This is a genomic window from Haloferax sp. Atlit-6N (assembly GCF_003383195.1).
Lineage (GTDB): Archaea > Halobacteriota > Halobacteria > Halobacteriales > Haloferacaceae > Haloferax > Haloferax gibbonsii.
Map to the genome: position 1 here is coordinate 619,248 of NZ_QEQJ01000001.1, position 22,924 is coordinate 642,171.

At 68.4% G+C, this 22,924-nt stretch carries 24 protein-coding genes; 18 read left to right on the plus strand and 6 right to left on the minus strand.

Features of this window, described 5'->3' with window-relative positions; all coding sequences use genetic code 11:
• The first annotated feature begins 328 nt into the window (after positions 1–328).
• The 11 genes from dapA (at position 329) to psmA (ending at position 9,306) form a co-directional block, all read left to right on the plus strand.
• Positions 329–1,246: a 4-hydroxy-tetrahydrodipicolinate synthase gene (gene dapA, locus DEQ92_RS03195; protein ID WP_004977507.1), complete on the plus strand. Its 918-nt coding sequence runs from the start codon at positions 329–331 to the stop codon at positions 1,244–1,246.
• A complete protein-coding gene (gene dapB, locus DEQ92_RS03200; protein WP_004977508.1) occupies positions 1,243–2,004 on the plus strand; it encodes a 4-hydroxy-tetrahydrodipicolinate reductase in 762 nt (253 codons plus the stop codon). The genes dapA and dapB overlap by 4 nt, the downstream gene beginning before the upstream one ends.
• Positions 2,001–2,843: a 2,3,4,5-tetrahydropyridine-2,6-dicarboxylate N-succinyltransferase gene (locus tag DEQ92_RS03205; protein ID WP_004977509.1), complete on the plus strand. Its 843-nt coding sequence runs from the start codon at positions 2,001–2,003 to the stop codon at positions 2,841–2,843. The genes dapB and DEQ92_RS03205 overlap by 4 nt, the downstream gene beginning before the upstream one ends.
• Positions 2,840–4,087 (plus strand): diaminopimelate decarboxylase, encoded by a 1,248-nt coding sequence (lysA, locus tag DEQ92_RS03210; protein WP_004977510.1) that lies wholly within the window; start codon positions 2,840–2,842, stop codon positions 4,085–4,087. Before DEQ92_RS03205 ends, lysA begins: the two co-directional genes overlap by 4 nt.
• Positions 4,088–4,107: 20 nt before the next feature.
• Entirely contained in the window at positions 4,108–4,974 is an 867-nt protein-coding gene (gene dapF / locus DEQ92_RS03215; RefSeq protein WP_115820405.1) for a diaminopimelate epimerase, read from the plus strand.
• On the plus strand, positions 4,971–6,068 hold the full coding sequence (locus tag DEQ92_RS03220; protein ID WP_050458884.1) for a M20 family metallopeptidase: 1,098 nt from the start codon (positions 4,971–4,973) through the stop codon (positions 6,066–6,068). Before dapF ends, DEQ92_RS03220 begins: the two co-directional genes overlap by 4 nt.
• A 50-nt stretch (positions 6,069–6,118) precedes the next feature.
• Positions 6,119–6,673 carry a BGTF surface domain-containing protein gene (locus DEQ92_RS03225; RefSeq protein WP_115820406.1) on the plus strand — a complete coding sequence of 185 codons (555 nt, stop codon included), beginning with the start codon at positions 6,119–6,121 and terminating at the stop codon, positions 6,671–6,673.
• A 73-nt stretch (positions 6,674–6,746) separates the two neighbouring features.
• Entirely contained in the window at positions 6,747–7,442 is a 696-nt protein-coding gene (locus DEQ92_RS03230; protein WP_115820407.1) for an RNase P subunit p30 family protein, read from the plus strand.
• Positions 7,426–8,052 (plus strand): class I SAM-dependent methyltransferase, encoded by a 627-nt coding sequence (locus tag DEQ92_RS03235; RefSeq protein WP_004977515.1) that lies wholly within the window; start codon positions 7,426–7,428, stop codon positions 8,050–8,052. The genes DEQ92_RS03230 and DEQ92_RS03235 overlap by 17 nt, the downstream gene beginning before the upstream one ends.
• A 9-nt stretch (positions 8,053–8,061) precedes the next feature.
• On the plus strand, positions 8,062–8,541 hold the full coding sequence (locus tag DEQ92_RS03240) for an Rpp14/Pop5 family protein (RefSeq protein WP_004977516.1): 480 nt from the start codon (positions 8,062–8,064) through the stop codon (positions 8,539–8,541).
• Positions 8,542–8,547: 6 nt separating this feature from the next.
• Positions 8,548–9,306 (plus strand): archaeal proteasome endopeptidase complex subunit alpha, encoded by a 759-nt coding sequence (gene psmA, locus DEQ92_RS03245; RefSeq protein ID WP_004977517.1) that lies wholly within the window; start codon positions 8,548–8,550, stop codon positions 9,304–9,306.
• Positions 9,307–9,541: 235 nt separating this feature from the next.
• Here psmA and DEQ92_RS03250 read toward each other — a convergent pair whose 3' ends face one another.
• The 6 genes from DEQ92_RS03250 to purH form a co-directional block, all read right to left on the minus strand.
• Complete coding sequence (locus DEQ92_RS03250; RefSeq protein WP_004977518.1) at positions 9,542–9,895, minus strand: hypothetical protein; 354 nt, start codon at positions 9,893–9,895, stop codon at positions 9,542–9,544.
• A gap of 25 nt (positions 9,896–9,920) precedes the next feature.
• Positions 9,921–10,673, minus strand: a complete 753-nt coding sequence (locus DEQ92_RS03255) for an NRDE family protein (RefSeq protein ID WP_115804720.1) — start codon at positions 10,671–10,673, stop codon at positions 9,921–9,923.
• 111 nt (positions 10,674–10,784) lie between these two features.
• Entirely contained in the window at positions 10,785–10,982 is a 198-nt protein-coding gene (locus tag DEQ92_RS03260; RefSeq protein WP_115804719.1) for a hypothetical protein, read from the minus strand.
• Positions 10,983–11,049: 67 nt separating this feature from the next.
• Entirely contained in the window at positions 11,050–13,521 is a 2,472-nt protein-coding gene (folP, locus tag DEQ92_RS03265) for a dihydropteroate synthase (RefSeq protein ID WP_115804718.1), read from the minus strand.
• Between the two features lie 157 nt (positions 13,522–13,678).
• Positions 13,679–14,104, minus strand: coding sequence for a universal stress protein (locus DEQ92_RS03270; RefSeq protein WP_004977521.1), 426 nt, complete (start codon positions 14,102–14,104; stop codon positions 13,679–13,681).
• Between the two features lie 224 nt (positions 14,105–14,328).
• Complete coding sequence (purH, locus tag DEQ92_RS03275; RefSeq protein WP_050458881.1) at positions 14,329–15,906, minus strand: bifunctional phosphoribosylaminoimidazolecarboxamide formyltransferase/IMP cyclohydrolase; 1,578 nt, start codon at positions 15,904–15,906, stop codon at positions 14,329–14,331.
• A 189-nt stretch (positions 15,907–16,095) separates the two neighbouring features.
• On the opposite strand from purH, the gene purB reads away from it, so the two are divergent.
• The 7 genes from purB (at position 16,096) to DEQ92_RS03310 (ending at position 22,885) form a co-directional block, all read left to right on the plus strand.
• Positions 16,096–17,487: an adenylosuccinate lyase gene (purB, locus tag DEQ92_RS03280; protein ID WP_004977523.1), complete on the plus strand. Its 1,392-nt coding sequence runs from the start codon at positions 16,096–16,098 to the stop codon at positions 17,485–17,487.
• A gap of 316 nt (positions 17,488–17,803) precedes the next feature.
• Positions 17,804–18,877, plus strand: a complete 1,074-nt coding sequence (locus DEQ92_RS03285; RefSeq protein ID WP_050458880.1) for a glucose 1-dehydrogenase — start codon at positions 17,804–17,806, stop codon at positions 18,875–18,877.
• On the plus strand, positions 18,874–19,506 hold the full coding sequence (gfcR, locus tag DEQ92_RS03290; RefSeq protein WP_004977525.1) for a transcriptional regulator GfcR: 633 nt from the start codon (positions 18,874–18,876) through the stop codon (positions 19,504–19,506). Before DEQ92_RS03285 ends, gfcR begins: the two co-directional genes overlap by 4 nt.
• A 96-nt stretch (positions 19,507–19,602) precedes the next feature.
• The gene (locus DEQ92_RS03295) at positions 19,603–19,947 is read left to right on the plus strand and encodes a glutaredoxin (protein ID WP_004977526.1); all 345 of its coding nucleotides are present in this window, start codon (positions 19,603–19,605) and stop codon (positions 19,945–19,947) included.
• A gap of 168 nt (positions 19,948–20,115) precedes the next feature.
• Positions 20,116–20,682 carry a hypothetical protein gene (locus tag DEQ92_RS03300; protein WP_004977527.1) on the plus strand — a complete coding sequence of 189 codons (567 nt, stop codon included), beginning with the start codon at positions 20,116–20,118 and terminating at the stop codon, positions 20,680–20,682.
• A gap of 137 nt (positions 20,683–20,819) precedes the next feature.
• The gene (locus tag DEQ92_RS03305; RefSeq protein WP_004977528.1) at positions 20,820–21,797 is read left to right on the plus strand and encodes a phosphoadenosine phosphosulfate reductase family protein; all 978 of its coding nucleotides are present in this window, start codon (positions 20,820–20,822) and stop codon (positions 21,795–21,797) included.
• A gap of 134 nt (positions 21,798–21,931) precedes the next feature.
• Positions 21,932–22,885, plus strand: coding sequence for a phosphoadenosine phosphosulfate reductase family protein (locus DEQ92_RS03310; RefSeq protein ID WP_004977529.1), 954 nt, complete (start codon positions 21,932–21,934; stop codon positions 22,883–22,885).
• The last annotated feature ends 39 nt before the right edge of the window (positions 22,886–22,924 follow it).

A 22,924-nucleotide genomic window follows, 5' to 3' on the forward strand; every position in this document is an offset into this window, starting at 1 on the left:
GTGTCCACCTCGGAGACCGGAAACCGGACGGAGAGTGCCCCAAAGCCGCCAGAGGCGGGCCGGCGATGTCCGGCAGGTCCTGCAGACGACGCAAGTTATATTACGCTTCCAGCACCTGCATCCGGTGTGAACGACGCGACGCGGCCCTCGGAGGTCACCACACCCTCGACAGCGTCGCGTGCCGCTTTCTTTTCGAAAAAACGTGCGTACTGAATCGCTCGTTGCGGGAGTAGCGACCCCGTCTCGGGCGGCCTTCGGCTGACGCACGTTCCGGTCACACGACCGATACCGACCTTCCCACGACCGTCACCACACCCATCACCGACACATGACATCATTCGACTTCCGCGGCGTCTATCCCGCGATGACCACGCCGTTCCACGACGACGGCAGTATCGACTTCGAACAGTTCCAGGCCGACGTGCGACGCCTCGAAGAGGCCGGCGTCGACGGCATCGTGCCCGTCGGTTCGACCGGCGAGTCGGCGACGCTCACCCACGACGAACACGTCGAGGTCGTCGAGGCGGCCGTCGAGGCCGTCGAGGACGTGCCCGTCGTCGCCGGCTCCGGGTCGAACTCGACCCGCGAGGCGCTCGAACTCTCCCGGCGCTCGGCCGACGCCGGGGCCGACGCGCTGCTTCTCATCTCGCCGTACTACAACAAGCCCGAGCAGAGCGGTCTCGTCGAGCACTACCGGACCATCGCCGACGAAATCGACCTGCCGCAGATCGTCTACAACGTCCCCGGGCGCACCGGGAGCAACATCCTGCCCGAGACGGCCGCGACGCTCGCCGAGCACCCGAACATCACCGCCTACAAGGCCGCCAGCGGCGACCTCGGCCAGATTTCGGAGGTCGTCGAGCGGACCCGAGACGAGCAGTTCGCGGTGCTGTCGGGCGACGACGCGCTCACGCTCCCGATTCTCTCGGTCGGCGGCGTCGGAGCCATCTCGGTCACGGCGAACGTCGAGCCCGCGCGCGTCGGCGCGATGGTCCACTCGGCGCTGCAGGGCGACTACGAGCGCGCCCGGGACATCCACCACGACCTCGCCCCGCTGAACCGCCACCTGTTCTCCGAGACGAACCCCATCCCGGTCAAGGAGGCCATGGAGATTCGGGGTTACGGCCCGGCGAGCCTGCGCCCGCCGCTCACCCGCCTCACCGAGGAGAACACCGAGGAACTGCGCCGCCTGCTGTCCGACCTCGAAGCCGAACAGGCGATTCCGGACGGGGGTGCTGCCGAGTGACGGTCTCTCTCGGCGTCACCGGCGCGACCGGCCGCATGGGCGGGGAAGTCCTCGCCGCGGCCGCCGACCGCGACGACCTCTCGGTCGCCTTCGCGGTCAGCCGCTCGCCCGGCGACGAGGTCGAGGGCGTCGCCGTCGAGGACGCGGCCGACTTCGCCGACCTGCTCGCCTCGCGCGACCCCGACGTCGTGGTCGACTTCACCGGCCCGGGTTCCTGCATCGAGTACGCGTCGGCCTGCGCGGAGGCGGGCGTCGGCTTCGTCACCGGGACGACCGGGCTGAGCGAGGGCGGCTTCGACGCGCTCCGCGAGTCCGCATCGGAGGTCCCGGTGCTGTACGCCTCGAACTTCTCGCGCGGCATCGCGGCGCTCCGCCGGGCCGTCCGCGAGGCGGTTCCCGCCCTCGACGGCTACGACATCGAACTCACGGAGACGCACCACAACGCCAAGCGCGACGCCCCGAGCGGAACGGCGCTGACCATCCTCGACGACATCGACGAAGCACGCGGTGAGTCCCCGCGCGTCCACGGCCGCGAGGGCGAAGCGCCCCGGTCCGAGGGCGAAGTCGGCGTCCACGCTCGCCGGGCGGGGGATATTGCCGGTGAGCACGAGGTATTACTGGCTGGAAATCACGAGTCTCTTTCACTCACGCACCGCGCGGGGTCGCGGGGTGTCTTCGCCGCCGGCGCGCTCGACGCCGCGGCGTGGCTCTCCGACCGCGACGCCGGGTGGTACGACTTCACCGAGGTACTCGAATGAACCTGGAATCCGACGTACGAGACCTGTGGCAGCGATACAACGACGGCGACGTGGACGCCGAATCGGCGACCGTCGACGAACTCGACACGCTCGACGCGTTCCTCGACGCCCTCGAAGCGGGCGAGGTGCGCGCCGCCGAGAAGACCGGCTCCGACGTGACCTCGTGGGAGGCCAACGAGTGGGTCAAGCGGGGCATCCTGCTCAACTTCGGCCTGCGCGAGACGCTCGCCCGCGAGTACGGCGACGTCCGCTACCACGACGTGCTCCCCCTGCGCGACACCGAAGACCTCGGCGAGCGCGGCACGCGCAACACCCCGGACGGCACCGCCATCCGCCGCGGCGCGTACCTCGGCTCCGACTGCATCATGATGAGCCCCTCGTTCGTGAACGTCGGCGCGCACGTCGGCGACGGCACGCTCGTGGACTCCTGTGACACCGTCGGCTCCTGCGCGCAGATCGGCGCGAACGTCAAGCTCGGCGCGAACACGCTCATCGGCGGCGTGCTCGAACCCGTCGAGGACGCCCCGGTCGTCGTCGAAGACGGCGCGGCGCTCGGCGCGGGCTGTCGAGTCACCTCCGGCTTCGTCGTCGGCGAGAACTCCATCGTCGGCGAGAACACGCTTCTGACGCCCCGAATCCCCGTCTACGACCTCGTGGACGAGGAGATTTACTACGGCCACCTGCCCGCGAACCGCCGCGCCTTCACGCGCTTCGTGGAGTCGTCGCTCGGCGACCACGACCTGTTCGCCGGCGGCGCGTACAAGCCCGCGGTCGTCGCCCTCGACATCGAGGACGACACCCTCGACGCCACCCGTCGGGAGGAGGCGCTGCGCGAATGAGCGGCGGCGGGCCGGCCGTCCGGCGGCTCTCGGACTGGGACCGCGAGCACCTGCTGTCGCTCGCCGACGAGTTCGGCTCGCCGCTGTACGTGACCGACCTCCGTCGCGTCCGCGAGAACTGTCACCGACTCCGCGAGGCGTTCCCCGAGGCGCACGTCAGCTACGCCGTCAAGGCCCACGCCGGTCGCGCGGTGCTCGAAACCGTCCGCGAGGCCGGCGTCGACGCCGAGTGCGCCTCCGCGGGCGAAGTCGAGCGCGCCCTCGACGCCGGCTTCCCCGGCGAGCGCGTCCGCTACACGGCGGTCAACCCGCCGGACGCCGACCTCGACCACGTCGTCTCGCGGTGGGAGTCGAACCCCGAGATGACCGTCACGGTCGGCGCGGCGGACACTATCGACCGCCTGCGCGAGCGCGGCTTCGACGGTCGGCTCTGCCTTCGCGCGAACCCCGGCGTCGGCGCGGGCCACCACGAGAAGGTCACGACCGGCGGGCACGCGAAGTTCGGCATCCCCATCGACCGCGTCCCCGACATCGCCGCCGACGCGCGCGACGAGTTCGACCTCGTCGGCGTCCACGCCCACGCGGGAAGCGGCATCTCCGGCGACGACCTCTCGGCGCACCGCGAGTTGGTCCGCCGGATGGGCGACCTCGCCCGAGAGGTCGGCGACCTCGAATTCGTCGACGTGGGCGGCGGCTTCGGCGTCCCCTACCGCGAGGACGAACCGCCGCTCGACCTCGACGCCGTCGCCGACGCGACCCGCGAGGCGCTCGGCGAGGTGGACGCGCGACTCGCAATCGAACCCGGCCGCTACGTCGTCGCCGACGCCGGCGTCCTCCTCTCGCGGGTCAACACCGTGAAGGAGGCCCCCGAGACGACCGTCGTCGGCATCGACGCTGGTATGACGACCCTGCTCCGACCGGCGATGTACGACGCGTACCACGCGATTTCGAACCTCTCTCGGCCCGACGCCGACCCGGTTTCGACCATCGTCGCGGGCCCCGTCTGCGAGACGAGCGACGTGTTCGCCGACGGCCGCGAACTCCCCGAACCCGAGCGCGGCGACTGTCTCGCGCTCGGCAACGCGGGGGCGTACGGCTACGAGATGGCGAGCACCTACAACTCTCGTCCGCGCCCCCCGGAAGTCGTCCTCGACGCCGACGGCCCCCGACTGGCCCGCCGGCGCGAGACCCTCGACGACGTCACCGCACTCGAACGAACCGCATCCGAGCACATCCCCAACTGACCAAGCACCAACACAGAATCATGAGCGTACTCAACACCGTTCCCTTCGAAAAGTTCCACGGCACTGGAAACGACTTCTTCGTCGTCGACGCAGACGACCCGGTCCCGGACCGACCCGCCTTCGCCCGCACCCACTGCGACCGCGAGGCCGGAATCACCCTGAGCGAGAGCGAACGCCGCGGCGCAGACGGCGTCCTGTTCCTCGCGCTCGAATCGCGCTACGACCCGCCGCGGGTCGTCATGACCCTCGTCCAGCCCGACGGCTCCGTCGCCGCCATGTGCGGCAACGGCGCTCGCGTCGCGGCCGCGTGGGCCGCCGAGCGAACCGGCACGAACGAAGTCATGATAGACACGCCCGCCGGGACCCGCCGCGCGAGCCTCGACGGCACCGACGTGACCGTCGAGATGGGCGCGCCCTCGTTTGCGCCCCGCGACGTACCGCTCGCGTCCGACGACGAACTCGTCGACACCGAGGTCGAGGGCCTGACCGTCACGGCCGTCAACACGGGCGTGCCCCACGCCGTCGCCTTCGTCGACGACGTGGACGACGTGGACCTCGAATCGGTCGCGCCGGCGGTCCGTCACGCACCGGTGTTCACCGAGGGCGCGAACGTCACGCTCGCCTCCCCCGACGGCGAGGGCGGCTTCCGCCAGCGCACCTTCGAGCGCGGCGTCGAAGGCGAGACGCAGTCCTGCGGCACCGGCGCGGTCGCCGTCGTCGCGGCCGCGAAGCGACTCGGACACGTCTCCGGTGACGACGCCGTAACCGTCACCCCGCCGGGCGGCGCGCTCTCCGTGACCGTCCCCGACGAGGGCTCCGCGCTCCTCGGCGGACCGGCCGTCTACGAGGGCGACGGCGAAGCCGACATCGTCTTCCGCGAGCGATGAGCGGCGACGCCGACGGGTTCGACCCCGTGGCGTTCCTCGAACGGGCCGTCCCCGTCGCGTCGAACGACGACGTGGGCGAGATGCGCGACCTGCTGGTCGAGACGCTCGAAGCCGAGGGCGTCTCCCCGACCGTGGACGACGCCGGCAACACCGTCGCCTCGAAGGGAGCGGCGGAGCCGGCGACGCACCTCGTCCTCAACACGCACATCGACACCGTCTCGCCGCACGTCCCGTACGACCGCGACGATGGCGTCATCCACGGCCGCGGCTCCTGCGATGCCAAGGGCCCACTCGCGGCCCTGCTTTCGGCCTTCTTCGCCGCCGACCCCGGCCCCGACGCCCGAGTGACGCTCGCCATCACGCCCGACGAGGAACTCCTCTCGACGGGCGCCGCCGAACTCGACCTCGGCGGCGACATGTACATCGTCGGCGAGCCGACCGGCCTCGACGTCTGTACGGCCGCGAAGGGTCGGTTCGAGGGAACGGTGTCGCTGTCGGGCGTCGCCGCGCACGCGGCCGAGCCGCAGTCGGGCGTCAACGCCGTGGACGCGCTCGCGCCGGTCCTCGACGCGCTCCGGTCGTTCGACGACGACCGCGAGGCCCACCCCGAACTCGGCCCGGCGACGCTGACGCCGACGATGGTCGACGGCGGCGCGAACTCGAATCAGGTGCCCGCCGACTGCCGACTCGTGGTCGACCGCCGGAGCGTCCCGCCGGAGACGGCCGAGGGCTTCCGCGAGGAACTCGAATCGACGCTCCGGGCCGCCGCGCCCGACGACGTTGGCGTCGACTTCGCGCTCACGGAGCGCCCGACGCCGTTCCTCGAAGCGTTCGCGACCGACCCCGACCACGAACTCGTGACGGCGCTCGCCGCGGCCTCCCGAGACGCCGGCGGGCGGGCGGACGTCCGGCCCTTCACGGCCGCGACCGAGGCCTCCTACTTCTCGCCCGCGCCCGTCGTCGTCTTCGGTCCCGGCGACCTCGCCGACGACGAGGGCGCGGTCGCGCACGCCGACAGAGAGTACGTGCGCACCGACGACGTGCGAACCGCGGCCGCCGCGCTCCGCGCCGCCGTCGCCGCGCTCACCGCCTAACTGTTAATTAATCAAAACGTACTTGTTGTCCGAACGATACGTTTCGGACGATGCGCCCTCGCCATCTCGTCGTCTCCCTCCTCGTCGTCGTCGCGCTGTCGCTTCCGGGAGCCGTCGCCGCCGACGGCACCGTTATCGACCACTCCGGCGAGGGACTCACGCTCGACGCGGCCGATGACGAGCACATCCACGGGACGACCTCGTTCTCGTCCGGGACGCTCATCGGCGTCCGCGTGAAGTCCGTGGGTGACACCCACCCGTTCCTCGTCTCGAAGGCCGTCCGCGTCGGCGAAAACGGCACGTTCGACGTCACGTTCGACCTCTCGGAGCTGTCCCAGCTCCGCGGCGGTCCGGTTCAAGTCTCGATTCGCCACAACCAGCAGTCTATCTACCAAGAAAACGCCACGCTCGTGACGCACAACATGCCCGGTGACTCGACGCTCACGCCCGACGTCGAGACCACGGCGACGACGACCGAAACGGCCCCGCCGTCGACGGCGACGACGACCGATTCGCGGTCCGGGTTCGAGGTCCCCGGCTTCGGCGTCGGTGCGGGCGTCGCCGCGCTCTGCCTCGCGTCGTTCGCTGCGTACGCCCGGTTCTGACGGTCCGTCGCCCGCCCTCGCGCCGGAGCTCCGGAACGCAACGCCCTTTTCCCACCCGTTCCTGTGTCGGCGTATGTACGAGGCGGTCTACGCACACCCCGACGGCGAGAGTACGGCCAGCCGCGCCGCCGTCGCCGCCGGTCGGTACGACTACGACGGCGTCGTCGTCCGCGCGCTCGACGCCAGCCCCGACTACGACCGCCTGCGCGACGACCTCGACGTGGACCTCGTCGACGCCGTCGAAATCGACGCGTCGAACCCGGAACGCGCCAGCGGCGCGGTCGGGAACTACCGCCCGCAGCGCGAACTGCTCATCCTCCGCGGCGGCACGAACGCGCTCAACCGCTTCGCCGTCGAACAGCCGCGAGTGGACGTGCTCTCGCGTCCGATGGACGGCGACGGCAACTTCAATCACGTCCTCGCCAAGGCCGCCCGCGACAACGGCGTCCGCGTGGAGTTCGACTTCGGTCCGGTGCTTCGAAGCGACGGGGGGACTCGCGTACAGGTGATTTCGGCCCTCCGGAAGCTCCGCGAACTCGTCGAGTACTACGACGCGCCCTACGTCGTCTCCGCGACCCCGTCGTCGCACCTCCACCTGCGGAGCCCCCGCGAGCTGGCGGGGCTGGGCGAGGTCATCGGCTTCGACCGCGAGCAGGTGCTCGACGGCCTCCGCGAGTGGGGCCGCCTCGCGGCGCGCAACCGCGAGCGCATGTCCGAGTCGTTCATAGCCCCCGGCGTCAAACGAGGACGGTATGAAGAAGACGATTGAGGAACACGCCGCCCGCTTTTCCCACATCGCCGCGGAGTACGACGATTCGCAAGACAGCGATGAGTACCGCGCGTGCGTCTCGCTCGTCGTCCACTACGCCGACCCCTCCCCCGAGGACGTGGTCCTCGACCTCGGCACCGGAACGGGCGCTATCGCCCTCGCGCTCGCCCCCGACGCGAAGCGCGTCGTCGGCCGCGACATCAGCGAGGGGATGCTCGAACAGGCCCGAACCAAGGCGGCCGAAGTCGGCATCGAGAACGTCGAGTTCGGCGAGGGCCGGTTCCGCGAACCGAACGTGGACGACGACGAGCAAATCGACATCGTGGTCACGAACTTCGCCATGCACCACCTCTCCGACGAGGAGAAACGCGAGGCAATCGGGGTCATCGCCGACCTCGAACCCCGGCGGTTCGTCCTCGGCGACGTGATGTTCTTCGGGACGCCCGACCCCGACGAGCCGTTTTACTCGCCCGAGGTGGACGACCCCGCGACCGTCGGCTTCCTCGCCGACGCGCTCACGGACGCCGGGTTCGTCCTCACGGCCGTCGAGTCCGTCCACGAGCAGGTGGGCGTCCTCGTCGCCGAGCGAGCGCCGACCGCCGACGAGTGAACTGAGCCGATGAAACACCTGCCCAAACACCTCCGGCCGCGGCGGCGGTACCTCGCCGTCGAAGTCGAGACGTGGCCCGACGCCGACCTCGGCCGCGGGCCGTTCCAGCGCGAACTCTGGTACGCCGCCCAGAACCTCTACGGCGACGCCGGGAGCGCCGACGCCGACCTCACCGTCCTCGGATTCGACTACGCCGACGGTATCGCCGAGACTATCGTCCGCGCCCGTCGCGGTCACGTCGAAGACGCCCGGGCCGCGCTCGCCTGCATCGACGCCGTCGGCGGCGACCCCGTCGGGGTGAGAGTGAGAGGCGTCTCGGGGACAGTGCGTGCCTGTTCGGAAAGGTATTTACACGGCCGGGCCGGAATTTCCGAGGAGAGAACCGTCGTGTTCGAGAACGAATCCCGAACCGCCGTCGTCCGCGACTCACTCTTGGACGTCGGCGGTCCGGACGGGTTCACGGGCGCGACGCAACTCGATTTCGAGTGATATTCCATGCAGGGACAAGCGCAACAACAGGCGTACGACCGCGGGATTACGATCTTCTCGCCGGATGGTCGACTCTATCAGGTCGAATACGCTCGTGAGGCCGTCAAGCGCGGCACCGCGAGCATCGGCGTGCGAACGCCCGAGGGCGTCGTCCTCGCGGCGGACAAGCGCTCTCGATCGCCGCTGATGGAGCCGACGAGCGTCGAGAAGATTCACAAGGCGGACGACCACATCGGCATCGCGAGCGCCGGCCACGTCGCCGACGCCCGCCAGCTCATCGACTTCGCCCGCCGCCAGTCGCAGGTCAACCGCCTCCGCTACGGCGAACCCATCGGCATCGAGACGCTGACCAAGGAAGTCACCGACCACATCCAGCAGTACACGCAGGTCGGCGGCGCGCGCCCGTTCGGCGTCGCGCTCCTCATCGGCGGCGTCGAAAACGGCACCCCCCGTCTCTACGAGACGGACCCCTCGGGGACCCCCTACGAGTGGAAGGCCGTCTCCATCGGAGCCGACCGCGGCGACCACCAAGAGCACCTCGAAGAGAACTTCCGCGACGACCTGACCCTCGACGAGGGTATCGAACTCGCGCTCGAAGCCATCGGCTCGACCAGCGAGGAGGGCACCTCGCCCGACGGCGTCGACGTGGCGACGGTCTCCGCGGAGACCGAGCGCTTCGTCGAGCTGTCTAACGACGAAATCGAGAGCTACCTCGAAGCCAACGACCTGTTGGCGACCGAGGACGACGAACAGACCGAAGAGTAAACCGCGTCCCGCGGTTCCCGTTCTCGCGCGTTCTTCTTCGACTCCCATCCCCCCGAGCGACCGCACCGTCGGCTCGGACGCGGCGGGCGGAGCGTCGCGTCGCTCACGGTCGGTGACGGGTGCAAGCGAGACGCTGAACGGGATGAAAACAGACCCGGACGGAAGGGAAAACGGACCGGAAATAGAATCGGGAAAGCGGTCGTCTATCGGGTTCTCGAACGAGACCGCAGTCGTCTCAGTACTCCTCGTAGGCGAGGTTCATGAGCCACTGCGAGAAGGCGTTGCTGTTGGCGTTTATCTCTTCTTCACCGATGAGCGGCGAGAGCATGTCGCCCGCCATCAGCATCGAGAAGCTGAGGTCGCGCGCGGCGGGTTCGAGGTAGTAGGTGGTGTGGCCGTTGTAGACGGTCTCGGTTCGCTTGATGAGACCGAGCGACTCCAGCACCTCGGCGATGCGGCTCCCCTTCCGGGAGGAGATGTCGAGTTCTTTCCAGAAGTCGCTCTGGTGGATGCCGCCCGACTCGCGGATGAGTTCCAGTCCCGCGTGCTCGTCGGAAGAAAGGTCTTGCTCGGCTTCGCTCGCGCTCATACCACCTACACGTCGTGCGAGCGGTTTAATCCTGACGTTCGACCGGTTCGAAGGCGGTCTGACACGGCGGGCCGTCGGCGAATTCGTAGGCGAATTCCGCCTCGCCGAGCGTGATGACCGACGACGAGCGCGTGCCGAACCGACCCTCCGGGTCGTGGACGCAGACGCCGAAATCGTGGTCGCCCAGCGCCGCCTTCGCCCGCTCGCGCCACGCAGTCACCGACTCGTCGGGCTCGGGCTGGAGCGCCTCCTCCAATCGCCGGGCGTTGTCGGCCTGCCGCTCCCCAACTTCGGGCCGTCGCTCGGGGACGAACCACGAGTCGGGCGTGCCGACGTTGACGACCACGCGGACGCCGGGGTCGAAGTTCCGAACCGAGACGCTGCCGTCCCACTCGAAGAACAGCGCGGCGTTCTCGTCGGCGACGACGAGGTTGAAGCCGTCGTAGGTGTGGTCGTCGACCGCGTGTTCGACGAACCGGGCGGCGTCCTCGGCGGTCTCACGGCGGAGCGCGTCGCGGACGAGGTGCCCCCGGGAACGCTCGCCGCCCCCCGCGACCTCGACCCAGCGGTTGGTGATGCCGACGAAGACGCCGGCGTCGTTGTAGCCGACCCACGTCCCGCCCGCCTCGGCGTCCCGCGGGGCGACGATTGCGGGACCGTCGCCGTCGTCCCACCGCCGTGGCGGTTCGGCGGGCCTGCCGAGTTGCTCGTCGCGGTTGGCGGCGACGACGACCGGCGCGTCTTCGAACACCTGCCACGCGAGGATGAGTGTGCACACGAAGAGAGAGTAGGCACCCGGCGCAGAAAAACACCGGCTCCGACTGCTGACCCGGCCTCCGGCTCCCGGTCCAGTACCTGATTCGGCTCCCGAACGACCGGGAAACGCCACTCACTTGTCGGACCGCTCGTCGAGTTTCGTTTCCAGTTCCGCCACTCGGCGTTCGAGGTCCCGCCGCGGTTCGAGCACCCGCGAGGCGACCGCCTTCGCGGCGAGGCCGCCGGCGAGGAGAAGTATCAACAGGAGGGGAACGGCGACGACCAGCACGTGTGGGAACTCCGTCGAGAGCCAGTACGGGAGGAGGGACATACGCGAATCGAATCAAGTGTGTGACAAGAATTTGTCGAAGCGCGGGACCTGAGCCGGCAGCCGCGTCTCAGTCTTCGCTCTCCGAGTCGCCTTCGAACCGGCTCGGGTCCCGCGAGGCGAGCGCGACGTTCACGGCCGCGACGTTCTCCGGCACGTCGTGGACGCGGACGATGTCGGCCCCGCGGTCGGCGGCGATGGTCGTGCCCGCGACGGTCGCCGCGAGGTTGTCGCCCGGCTCCTCGCCGACGAGCGAGAACATCGACTTGTGGGAGTGGCCGACGAGAATCGGACAGCCGAGCGCGGCGAACTCGTCGGCGCGCCCGAGGAGTTCGAAGTTCTCGGCCTTCGACTTCCCGAAGCCGAGACCGGGGTCGACGATGAGGTTCCGCCGGGGGATGCCCGCCTTCTCGGCGAGTAACACCAGTTCGGTCAGTTCGTCGATGACGTCCTCGACCACGTCGTCGTAGTCGACCTCGCGGGACGGGTCGACCGGCGCGTCGATGCTGTGCATCACGATGACGGGCGTGTCGCGCTCGGCCGCGAGAAAGCGCATCTCGGGGTCTTCGAGGCCGGTCACGTCGTTGAGGATGTCCGCGCCGGCGTCGAGGGCGGCCTCGCCGACGGCCGCCTTCCGGGTGTCGACCGAGACGAGCACGTCGAGGTCGGCGATGGCCTCGATGACGGGCGCGACGCGGCGAATCTCCTCGTCGACCGGGACCTCGTCCGCGCCGGGACGGGTGCTCTCGCCGCCCACGTCGATGATGTCTACCCCGGCGTCGACCATCGCCCGCGCCTGTTCGACGGCGTCGTCGATGTCGTAGAACTCCCCGCCGTCGTGGAAGCTGTTCGGCGTCACGTTCAGGATACCCATGACGGCCGTGCCGTCGTCCCACGGGTACTCGCCGGCGTCGTCGCGGTCGGTGCCGCTCGCGCCGAACGCCTCCCGAATCTCCGCTGCGACCCCCGCGAGCGCGTACGGCCGGGCTTCGAGGGCCGCCGTCAGTCGCTCGAACTGGTCGAGCGTCCCGGTCAGGACCACGTCGACGAGTTCGCCGCCGAACTCGTGGCCCGAGACGGCGCAGTCGCCGCCGACGGACAGCAGTTCCTCGCGGAGCACTCGGGCCTGTCGGCGCTGGACGCGGGTGTGGACAGTTCGATTGACCGCCCGCTTCGCGCGCGCCCCCCGGTCGGCGGCGTCCGACACGTTCGCGCGTTCGAGCGTCCGGCGAGCGTCGTCGAGGGTGCGGTGGGATTTCGGGACGACCGCCCGCGTCCACGTCGTGCGCGCCTCGGCGACGACGTACAGCGAGCCGACGACGAGCACGCAGTCGTCCGGGGCGGCGCGGGCGCGAGCCAGGTCGAGCGCCGAGGCGACCGCGCCGCCGGTCTCCACTTCGGGGCCGTCGAGTCGCTCGAAGACGGACGACAGAATCTCGGGGTCTTCGCCCCGCGAGATGTCCGCCTTGCAGGTGACGACCGACGCGACCTCCGGGAGCGCTCCGACCATCTCGCTGTGGTCCTTGTCGTGCATCGCCCCGTAGACGAGGTGGAGGTCGTCGTAGTCGAACTCGTCGAGGACGGTGGCGACCTGCGCGCAGGCGTCGGGGTTGTGCGCGCCGTCGAGGACGACCGTCGGCTCCGTGCCCATGACCTCGAACCGACCCGGCCAGTGGGCGTTTCGGAGGCCGCGGTGAATCGCCTCCTCGTCGATGTCGGGGCGGACCTGCCGGGCGATCGAAACGGCGATACCGGCGTTTTGCGCCTGATACGCGCCCAAAAGCGGGATTCGAACGTCGAGCGTCTCGTCGTCGGTCTCGACGGTGACGGCGGCCTCCTGGTGGTTGACGCGGCCGCCGTAGGAGGCGCGAACGTCGGCGTCGGAGCCGGCGTCGCCGACGGTCAGCACGTCGCCGACCTCCTCGCGGATGACCGACAGCGCCTCGCCGGTCGCCCCGGTTACGAGCGGCGCGTCGGCGGGCGCGACGGCCGCTTTCGTCTTCGCGATTTCCGCGACGGTATCGCCGAGGACGGCGGTGTGTTCGAGCGAGACGTTGGTGACGGCGCTGGCGACCGGGTCGACGGCGCTCGTCGCGTCGAGTTCGCCGCCCATCCCGACTTCGAGGACCGCCACGTCCACGTCCGCGCGGTCGAAGTACCACAGCGCGAGCGCGGTCACGGTCTCGAAAAAGGTCAGCGGCTCGCCGTCGGCGGCCCGCTCGACGAGGTACGGCTTGGCTTCGGCCACGAACGTCGACAGCGCGGCCTTCGGAATCTTCCGGCCGTCGACGCGGATTCGCTCCCGCACGTCGTCGAAGTGCGGCGAGGTGTAGAGGCCGACGTGCGCGCCCGACTCGCGCAGTATCGCGTCGACCATCCGGGCGGTGCTTCCTTTGCCGTTCGACCCCGCGACCTGCACGAACGACACGCCTTCGTGGGGGTCGCCGAGGTGAGAGAGCAACCGCTGAATCGACTCGGTCCCCGGCTTGACCTGAAACCGCCGGAGGTCGAAAAGGAAGTTCACCGCCTCGTGGTACTCCATACGCGTGAGAAACCGGACGGTGGGCTTAGGCCTAACGCTCCACGTCACTCCTGCGACACGACGCCGGTCGCCCGACAGCCCCGACCGCCACCGCCGTCATCGGCGACGCTCCGCGGGCGACCCGGAACGTCACCGGAGTGCGCTTAACGCGCCGGAGTCAGTCGATATGAACGACGAGCACCGGGCGCTTGGCGTTCTCGATGACGCGCTCGGTGACGCTCCCGAGCGAGGTGAGTTTGTCGCGACCGGTCCGCCCGTGGGTTCCCATGACGACCACGTCGACGTCGTGTTCGTCGGCGTAGTCGAGGATGACCCGGTGCGGCACGCCGTCGCGGATTGCGGTCGCCGTCGAGGCCTTCCCCTCGCACTTCTCGGCGCACCGCTCGACCGCCTGTACCGCGTCGTCGCGGAGCGACTGGATGACCGCGTCCTGTTGGTCGCCGCCGGCGGCGAGGTACACCCGCTGGTCGACGACCGACAGCACGTGAATCTTCGACTCCGCGTCGGCGAGTTCGAGCGCGTGTTCGACCGCCTGCATCGTCCCCTCGCTCCCGTCGGTCGGCACCAGGATGTGTTCGTACATACCTCTGTGTTCGCCTCGCCGACACTTGAAGGGACACCGTCGGTGTTAGGACGTGGGAACGGTCTCGGGGCGTCTGGAAGTGAGAGAGGAGATGCCCAGTCGTGCCCAAAATCGCGCGAGACTCACATTCGTTCATCTCACTGACTTCCGTCACTAATCGTGGCGGAAACACCGAAGCACTCCCTCCGGTCGTGCTTCGAGCTTTAGACGCTCCTTCGCTCCGCTCAGTCGTGTCTAAAGCACCGCTGGCCGGTGAAGACCATCGCAATTCCGCGCTCGTCGCACGCCTCGATGACGTCCTCGTCGTTCACCGAGCCGCCGGGCTGGATGACCGCCTCGATGCCCGCGTCGGCCGCCTTCTCCACGCCGTCCGGGAACGGGAAGAACGCGTCGGAGGCCATGACGGCTCCCTGCGCGTCTTTGCCCTCGGCGTGTTCCTCAGCCTTCATCGCGGCGAGTTCGACCGCGTCGACGCGGGAGACCTGCCCCATGCCGACGCCGACCGTCTCGGTGCCCTTGGCGAAGAGAATCCCGTTGGACTTCACGTGCTTCAGGACCTTCCACGCGAACAGCATCGTCTCCAACTGCTCGTCCGTGGGTTCGGTCTCGGTGACGACTTCGAGGTCGTCCAGCGTCGGCGTCCAGAGGTCGCGCTCCTGAACGAGTCGCCCGCCGACGAGCGCCTTCTCGGTGTACGTCTCGGTCCGGTCGCCGAGTTCGCCCACATCGAGGACGCGGAGGTTCTTCTTCTCGGTCAGCACGTCGAGCGCGTCGTCGGTGTAGCCGGGCGCGACGACGACTTCCTTGAACGAGTCGATGATGAGTTCGGCCGTCTCGGCGTCGCACTCGCGGTTGAGCGCGACGATGCCGCCGAAGGCGCTCATCGGGTCGGTGGCGAGGGCGTCGGCGTAGGCCTCCGCGAGCGTGTCGGCGGTGGCGCAGCCGGCGGGGTTCGTGTGCTTGATGACCGCCGCGGCGGGCTCGTCGAACTCCTTGATGATGTTCAGCGCGCCGTCGGCGTCGTTGTAGTTGTTGTACGAAAGCCCCTTCGCGCCCTCGTTGAGCTGGGGCGCGCCGACGACCGACGCCTCGTCGCACGTCTCGTCCACGTAGACCGCGGCGTCCTGGTGCGGGTTCTCGCCGTAGCGGAGTTCGTCGTAGCGGTCCTCGGAGGTGACGCGGCGCTCGGGCAGCCCGGCGTCGACGTCGCCCTCGACGGTGACGGAATCGTCTTCGACCGTCACGCGGCCCTCGGCGAACCAGCGGACTGCGCGCGGGTAGGCCTTGAACTCGGCGTCGTAGAGGACGCGCGATTTGAGGTCGTCGGCGTCGTCGTCGGTGTAGACCGGAACGGCCTCCTGCGTGACGATGGGGCCGGCGTCGACCTCCTCGTTGACGACGTGGACCGTACAGCCGGTCGTCTTGACGCCGGCGTCGAGCACCTGTTCGTGGGCGTCCATGCCGGGGAACGCGGGGAGCAGCGACGGGTGGACGTTGAGCGTCGTCGGCGCGGCGTCGAGGAACGTCGAGGTGAGCACGCGCATGTAGCCGTCGAGGCAGACGAGGTCGAAGTCGTAGTCCGCGAGGGCGTCGAGGATGCGCTCCTCGTGGGACTCGCGGGCCTCGTCGTCGCCGCGCTCGACGACTTCGCTGGGGATGCCGTGTTCGTCCGCCCAGTCGAGGACGGGCGCGTCGGCGCTGTTCGAGACGACGACGCCGAGTTCCGCCCCGCCGGGGGCGCGGTCGGCGACGTTGCGAAGGTTTCGTCCGCGGTTGCTCGCGAGACCGGCGATGGTGACCATGTGAGAAAGGGGACTCGCGGCCCTCAAAGTGGTTGCGGTCCTCGACGGCAATATATACTCGATTGTGTATATGTGCGACGACACGCAGCCGCAGAGCGCGTCTGAGTGGGCATACTTGTGCGCAAGTATCGCCTCCGCGGCGGCGACGAACCCCCGGCGTTTAACCTCCCCCATCGTGACGACTCAGACATGACCGACGCCGACCGGCACGACCCGCTGTACGCGGTGTCCCCGCTCGACGGGCGATATGCCTCCCGAACCGCACCCCTCGCGCCGCACGTCAGCGAGGCCGCCCTCATGCGCGCCCGCGTTGAAGTCGAAGTGGAGTACCTCCTCGCGCTCGCCGACCTCGACGCGACGCCGCTTTCGTTCTCCGAGAGCGAGCGCGCCGACCTCCGAGCGCTCTACGAGGCGTTCGACGCCGACGACGCCGACCTCGTGAAACGGCTCGAAGTCGAGGGCGCGGAAGGCTTCTCGGCGACGAATCACGACGTGAAGGCCGTCGAGTACTTCATCCGAACCGAGACCGACGAGTCGGTCCACCCGTGGATTCACTTCGGGCTCACCTCCGAGGACGTGAACAACCTCGCCCAGCGTCTCATGGTGAAGGGCGCGGTCGAGGAGGTCCTCGTGCCCGAACTCCGCGACACCCGCGACGAACTCGTCTCGCTCGCGCGGGAGTTCCGCGACGTGCCCATGCTCGCGCGCACTCACGGGCAGCCCGCGACCCCGACGACGTTCGGCAAGGAGATGGCCGTCTACGCCGCCCGTCTCGGTCGGACGCTCGCCCGCGTCGAGGCCGCGACCGACGAACTCGCCGGCAAGCTCGCGGGCGCGTCGGGCGTCTACGCCGCCCACGTCGCCGCCTACCCCGACGTGGACTGGCGGGCGTTCTCCCGCGAGTTCGTCGGGTCGCTCGGCCTCGAACACACCGCGCTCGCCACGCAGGTCAACCCCTGCGACGACCTCGCGGCGCTGTTCGACGCCGTCCGCGGCGTCAACAACGTCCTCGTCGACCTCGACCGCGACGCGTGGCTCTACGTCTCCGACCGCTATCTGGGACAGGAGGCCGTCGAGGGCGAGACCGGCTCGTCGACGATGCCGCACAAGGTCAACCCCATCGACTTCGAGAACTCCGAGGGCAACCTCTCGAAGGCCAACGCGGACCTGACGTTCCTCGCCGACTACGTGACGACCTCGCGCCTCCAGCGCGACCTCTCGGACTCCACGGTCAAGCGGAACATCGGCGCGGCGTTCGCCCACTGCCTCATCGGCTACAAGAAGACCCAGACCGGCCTCGGCAAGGTCGTCCCGAACGAGCAGGTCATGCGCGACGAACTCGACGACACGCCGGCCATCATCGGCGAGGCCGTCCAGACGATTCTCCGCCGCGAGGGCGACACGCAGGCCTACGAGCGAGTGAAGGAGCTCACCCGCGGCCGCGAGGTGACCCTCGACGACTTCCACGACCTCTTCGCGGACCTCGACGTTGACGAGGAAACTCGCGAGGAACTGCTCGCGCTCACGCCCGCGACGTACGTCGGTCTCGCGGACGAACTCGTCGACGACATCGAGAACTAAACCGTCGACCGGGTCGTTGGAACGTCGGCCCGGCGAAGCGGTACGCTATTTGCTGCGGTCGGTCGAACGCGTCGCTGAGCCGAGCGACCGTCAGGAGAAAACCGAGACCGCCTCAGAAGCCGACGGGCACGGGGTATCGGCTTCGGTGCGGTTCGGGCACGGGTTCGGCGAGCGCCGGCACGGTTGGGCTGGACAGGCTGGTCCGCGCGAGGCGGTTCGTCATGGGCTGGTGCGACGACGCAGGGCGCTCACCGTGGCTGAATTATTTACTCATCATAGAATAAGTCTTTTGGTGGGGTGGTGCATTGGTGGGGGTATGAAAGCAATCGCCGTCAAGCGCGGGGAAGACAAACCGGTCGTCATCGAGAAGCCGCGACCGGAACCCGACGTCGGGGAGGCGCTCGTCCGAACGCTTCGGGTCGGCGTGGACGGGACGGACCACGAGGTCATCGCCGGCGGCCACGGGGGGTTCCCCGAGGGCGAAGACCACCTCGTGCTCGGCCACGAGGCGGTCGGTATCGTCGTCGACCCGAACGACACCGAACTGGAGGAAGGCGACATCGTCGTGCCGACGGTCCGCCGCCCGCCGGCGTCCGGGACGAACGAGTACTTCGAGAAGGACCAACCCGACATGGCTCCCGACGGGATGTACGCCGAGCGCGGTATCGTCGGCGCGCACGGGTTCATGTCCGAGTACTTCACCAGCCCGTCGGACTACCTCGTCCGCATCCCGCGCTCGCAGGCCGAACTCGGCTTCCTCATCGAGCCCATCTCCATCACCGAGAAGGCCCGCGAGCACGCCTACGCGAGCCGCTCCGCGTTCGACTGGACCCCCTCGTCGGCGCTCGTCCTCGGCAACGGGAGCCTCGGACTCCTGACGCTCGCCATGCTGAAAGCCGACGATAAGGGCTACGAGGACCTCTACTGCCTCGGTCGACGCGACCGCCCCGACCCGACCATCGACATCATGGAGAAGCTCGGCGCGACCTACGTCGACTCCCGCGAGACCTCGGTCGAGGAGATCCCGGACGCACACGAGCACATGGACTTCATCTACGAGGCGACCGGGTTCCCCAAACACGCCATCCAGTCGGTGCAGGCGCTCGCGCCGAACGGCGTCGCGGCGCTCCTCGGCGTCCCGAGCGACTGGGAGTTCGAGGTCGACGCCGGCGCGTTCCACCGCGAGATGGTTCTCCACAACAAGGCGCTCGTCGGCAGCGTCAACTCCCACGTCAAGCACTTCGAGGCCGCGACCGTGACGTTCACCAAGCTCCCGCGGTGGTTCCTCCGCGACCTCGTCACCGGCGTCCACCCGCTTTCGGAGTTCGAAGCAGCATTCGAAGACGACGACACCACTATAAAAACGGCCATCGAATTCGATACTGTATGAAGAACGTCGACGACCTCATCGCCAGCGCGGCGGAGCTCGCGGACCGTGGCCTCTCGAAGGGCGAGATTGCCGACGAGTTGAACGTCTCCCGCGAGACCGCAAGCTGGCTGGTCGAACGGAGCGGCGCGGCGACCGAACCCGAACCCCAGGTAGAGCCCGACGGCCCCGACGACATCCACGTCGATTGGAACGCCATCGGCAGCGGCGGCAAGCGTCTCACCTACGTCGGGCGCGCACTCGCCGACCTGCTCATGGAGACGAACGGCGAGGCCGACGTGACCGTCGGTATCGAGAAGGCGGGCGTCCCCCTCGCGACCTCCGTCTCGCGCGAACTCGAAACGACCCTCGCCGCCTACTCGCCCGCGAAACACCAGTGGGACGAAGGCGACATCGAGGACCTCGGCGGCGGCTTCTCCCGGAACTTCGCCCCCGTCGAGGGACGGAACTGCTTCATCGTCGACGACACGGTGACGAGCGGTACGACCCTCCGCGAGACTATCGACGCCATCCGCTCCGAGGGCGGCGAACCCCTCGCGTGCGTGGTCATCGTCGACAAGCAGGGCGTCGAAGAGATAGACGGCGTCCCGGTTCACTCGCTCATCAACGTCGTCCGCGTCGGCGAGCAGTAACGCCCAGCACGGGCCGCCGCGCAGTCGGAGTCGGCCCTGCGGACCGAACCCACCGGCGACGCAACTCCTTTGTCCGCCCGGCGGTTATCTGGGCGCATGACGTTCCAACCGGAGAGCTTGGACCCAGAGGAAGTACAGTCCCGCGTCGACGAAGCCGTCGCGGACAACCGCGTCGTCCTGTTCATGAAGGGTAACCGCCTGATGCCGCAGTGCGGCTACTCCGCGAAGGCTGTCGACCTCATCTCCCAGTACGTCGACGAGTTCGAGACCGTCGACGTGCTGCCCGCGCTCCCGCACTACCGCGAGGCGCTCAAGGAGAAAAGCGACTGGGAGACCATCCCCCAGACGTTCGTCGACGGCGAGTTCGTCGGCGGCAGCGACATCCTCGAAGAGCTCGACGAACGCGGCGAACTCGAAGCGACGCTGACCGGCGCGAACTGACCGCCGGAAGCGACCCCGGCAGACCGCCGGACCGCGGCCCGACGCCGACTTCTTATCTGTCGCCTAACGAGAAGGGGAGGCCATATAAGCCTCGAACTCGTACATGCACACAGGTATCGCCATCCGGGTGCGCCCGCACCGTGGCTCTCGTCGATACCGAAGCCAACAATGTCAGGCCGCGTATATCGACTCCATTCGACGTTGGAACTGCCACTCGAAGACGTGATGGACTACTTCGAAAACGACCCAGAACTGCCGCCTGAGGTCGAGAACGTAGACATCACCCGCCGAAACAACACCCTCATCATCAAAGCCGTCTCCGCCGACGACAACCTCAGCAAGTACACGCCGACGGCCCAGTTGAAAGCGAGCGTGACGGAAAATCGCGTCTACGAGGAAGAGCCGCCCCGAGCGGGCGCGCCCAACTGGGGAGACGACGAAGAAGAGGAGATTCCCTCCGAACTCGTCGAGTTCGCCTGCTTCAAAGGCGACCTCGAAACCGTGCTCCAGAACACGGCGCTCCAGTACCCGATGTTCCTCGTCCTCCGCGAGATCGCAATGCTCTCGGAGAAGGGGACGCTGACCGCTATCACCGAGGAAAGCGACGAACTCCAGGCGACGCGCATCGTCGAGGGCGAAGTCCGCGCCGCCTCCGTCGAAGTCGTCGAGAACCCCCAGCAGAACGGGTCCTCGGACAGCGGAATCAACTGGCGCGACAACAAGTTCATCTCCTAACCGCGTCGTATCTTCCCACCCCGTCACCGCCGAGCCACGTGAGTCAGCGGCCCAAATCGTGTTCGGCGGTATCACGCATCACACTAATCCTCGGGCAAAAAGCATTTACACCGCCTAATTAGATGTAATTACACATCATGTCGGAAGCCGAAGCCTTCCCGGACTACCTCGACGTCGACTACACCGACGGCGAGGGCGAGACGCCGGAGGACTACCCGAGTATCGAGGACAAGATCGAGAAGGCCATCGAGGTCACGAAGCAGGGACTCGAGCAGTACGAGAACCCCGCCGTGATGTGGACCGGTGGCAAGGACTCCACGCTCACGCTCTACTTCATCAAGGAGGTCGCAGAGCGCTACGACCTCGAAGTCCCGCCGGCGGTCTTCATCGACCACTACCAGCACTTCGACGAGATCATGGACTTCGTCAAGCACTGGGCCGACGAGTGGGACCTCGACGTCATCTGGGCCCGCAACGAGGACGTCGGCGCGTACGTCGACGAGAACGGCCTCGAACCCGGCGACGACATCCCCGTCTCGGAACTCTCCGAGCACAACCAGCACCACATCCGCAACATCCTCGAGTACGAAGAGGACACCTTCCCCTTCCTGCTCGACACCTACGTCGGCAACCACCTGCTGAAGACCGTCGCGCTCAACGACACGCTCGAGGAGTACGACATCGACGGCGTCATCTCCGGCGTCCGCTGGGACGAACAGGAAGCCCGCGCCGACGAGACGTTCTTCAGCCCCCGTCACAACCCCGACATCTACCCCCCGCACGACCGCATTCAACCCATCCTCCAGTTCGAAGAGAGCGCCGTCTGGGACGCCTTCTGGTACTTCGCGGTCCCGGACACCGTCGAGAACTACCCCGAGGACGGCTACGTCCCCACGAGTGACACCGACCTCCCCGAGGGCGTCACGCAGGAGGACGTTCCCGTCTCGCCGAAGTACTTCGCCGGCTTCCGGAGTCTCGGCAGCGAGGTCTCGACCGACAAGTCCGCCGAGGAACCGGCGTGGCTGCAGGACATGGAGAACACGACCGAGCGCGCGGGCCGCGCCCAGGACAAAGAGGACCTGATGGAGCGCCTGCGCGACCTCGGCTACATGTGAAGTCGGTCGACGGCTAACCCGACGAGACGTTCTTTTTCGACGCTGGCTCCCCGACGCCGACTGCAGAGAGTGACCGCGACTGCGACTGTCTCGCAGCGGAAACAGGGATATCCTCAGCGAGCGACATCTGTGGCATGAGCCTCGCGTTCCCCGACTATCTCGACCTCGACTACGCCGACGGCCGAGACCAGACCGCCGCCGACTACCCGACGCTCGAAGACAAACTCCAGAAAGCGGCCGCGGTGACCGCGACCGCCCTCGAACAGTACGAGCGCCCGGCCGTCATGTGGACCGGCGGCAAGGACTCCACGCTCGTCCTCTACGTCGTCCGCGAGGTCGCCGCCGACATGGGCGTTCCCGTCCCGCCCGTCGTCTTTATCGACCACTTCGAGCACTTCGACGAGACCGAGGCGTTCGTCCGCGAGTGGGCCGACCGATGGGGCCTCGACCTCGTCGTCGCCCGCAACGAGGACTTCGCGCGACTCGGCGCGTCGCCCGGCGACGAGATTCCCCTCTCGGAGCTCGGCGACGACACCCGCCGCGAACTCGCCCGCCTCGGCTACGAGGGCGAGACCATCGTCCTCGACGCCGACACCTTCGAGGGCAACCACCTGCTGAAGACCGTCGCGCTCAACGACACGCTCGAAGACCGCGGCTTCGACGGCGTCTTCTCGGGCGTCCGCTGGGACGAACAGGAAGCCCGCGCCGACGAGACGTTCTTCAGCCCTCGTCACGACTCCGAGAGATATCCGCCGCACGACCGCGTCCACTCCATCCTCCAGTTCGAGGAGGCCGACGTGTGGGCGGCGTTCTGGAACTACATCGTCCCCGACTCGGTCGAGGGCTACCCGGCGGGCCACGTCCCCGCCGCTCTCGACGACCTCCCGGAGGGCGTCGAACCCGCCGACCTCCCCGTCTCGCCGAAGTACTTCGAGGGCTACCGCTCGCTCGGCACCGAATCCGGCTCCGCGAAGTCCGACGACCGACCCGCGTGGGTGCAGGACCTCGGCGCGAGCGCGGAACGCGAGGGGCGCGCGCAGGACAAAGAGGACCTGATGGGTCGGCTTCGCGACTTGGGTTACATGTAATGCGAGCTGCTCGAAACGAGTCCGCGGCGTCCACACCGT

What these genes read in the sequence shown, in the direction of transcription:
- dapA (WP_004977507.1), top strand. Translation starts at nt 329, where the DNA reads ATGACATCATTCGACTTCCGCGGCGTCTATCCCGCGATGACCACGCCG.
- DEQ92_RS03205 (WP_004977509.1), top strand. Translation starts at nt 2,001, where the DNA reads ATGAACCTGGAATCCGACGTACGAGACCTGTGGCAGCGATACAACGAC.
- lysA (WP_004977510.1), top strand. Translation starts at nt 2,840, where the DNA reads ATGAGCGGCGGCGGGCCGGCCGTCCGGCGGCTCTCGGACTGGGACCGC.
- dapF (WP_115820405.1), top strand. Translation starts at nt 4,108, where the DNA reads ATGAGCGTACTCAACACCGTTCCCTTCGAAAAGTTCCACGGCACTGGA.
- DEQ92_RS03220 (WP_050458884.1), top strand. Translation starts at nt 4,971, where the DNA reads ATGAGCGGCGACGCCGACGGGTTCGACCCCGTGGCGTTCCTCGAACGG.
- DEQ92_RS03225 (WP_115820406.1), top strand. Translation starts at nt 6,119, where the DNA reads ATGCGCCCTCGCCATCTCGTCGTCTCCCTCCTCGTCGTCGTCGCGCTG.
- DEQ92_RS03230 (WP_115820407.1), top strand. Translation starts at nt 6,747, where the DNA reads ATGTACGAGGCGGTCTACGCACACCCCGACGGCGAGAGTACGGCCAGC.
- DEQ92_RS03235 (WP_004977515.1), top strand. Translation starts at nt 7,426, where the DNA reads ATGAAGAAGACGATTGAGGAACACGCCGCCCGCTTTTCCCACATCGCC.
- DEQ92_RS03240 (WP_004977516.1), top strand. Translation starts at nt 8,062, where the DNA reads ATGAAACACCTGCCCAAACACCTCCGGCCGCGGCGGCGGTACCTCGCC.
- psmA (WP_004977517.1), top strand. Translation starts at nt 8,548, where the DNA reads ATGCAGGGACAAGCGCAACAACAGGCGTACGACCGCGGGATTACGATC.
- DEQ92_RS03250 (WP_004977518.1), bottom strand. Translation starts at nt 9,895, where the DNA reads ATGAGCGCGAGCGAAGCCGAGCAAGACCTTTCTTCCGACGAGCACGCG.
- DEQ92_RS03260 (WP_115804719.1), bottom strand. Translation starts at nt 10,982, where the DNA reads ATGTCCCTCCTCCCGTACTGGCTCTCGACGGAGTTCCCACACGTGCTG.
- folP (WP_115804718.1), bottom strand. Translation starts at nt 13,521, where the DNA reads ATGGAGTACCACGAGGCGGTGAACTTCCTTTTCGACCTCCGGCGGTTT.
- DEQ92_RS03270 (WP_004977521.1), bottom strand. Translation starts at nt 14,104, where the DNA reads ATGTACGAACACATCCTGGTGCCGACCGACGGGAGCGAGGGGACGATG.
- purH (WP_050458881.1), bottom strand. Translation starts at nt 15,906, where the DNA reads ATGGTCACCATCGCCGGTCTCGCGAGCAACCGCGGACGAAACCTTCGC.
- purB (WP_004977523.1), top strand. Translation starts at nt 16,096, where the DNA reads ATGACCGACGCCGACCGGCACGACCCGCTGTACGCGGTGTCCCCGCTC.
- DEQ92_RS03285 (WP_050458880.1), top strand. Translation starts at nt 17,804, where the DNA reads ATGAAAGCAATCGCCGTCAAGCGCGGGGAAGACAAACCGGTCGTCATC.
- gfcR (WP_004977525.1), top strand. Translation starts at nt 18,874, where the DNA reads ATGAAGAACGTCGACGACCTCATCGCCAGCGCGGCGGAGCTCGCGGAC.
- DEQ92_RS03295 (WP_004977526.1), top strand. Translation starts at nt 19,603, where the DNA reads ATGACGTTCCAACCGGAGAGCTTGGACCCAGAGGAAGTACAGTCCCGC.
- DEQ92_RS03300 (WP_004977527.1), top strand. Translation starts at nt 20,116, where the DNA reads ATGTCAGGCCGCGTATATCGACTCCATTCGACGTTGGAACTGCCACTC.
- DEQ92_RS03305 (WP_004977528.1), top strand. Translation starts at nt 20,820, where the DNA reads ATGTCGGAAGCCGAAGCCTTCCCGGACTACCTCGACGTCGACTACACC.
- DEQ92_RS03310 (WP_004977529.1), top strand. Translation starts at nt 21,932, where the DNA reads ATGAGCCTCGCGTTCCCCGACTATCTCGACCTCGACTACGCCGACGGC.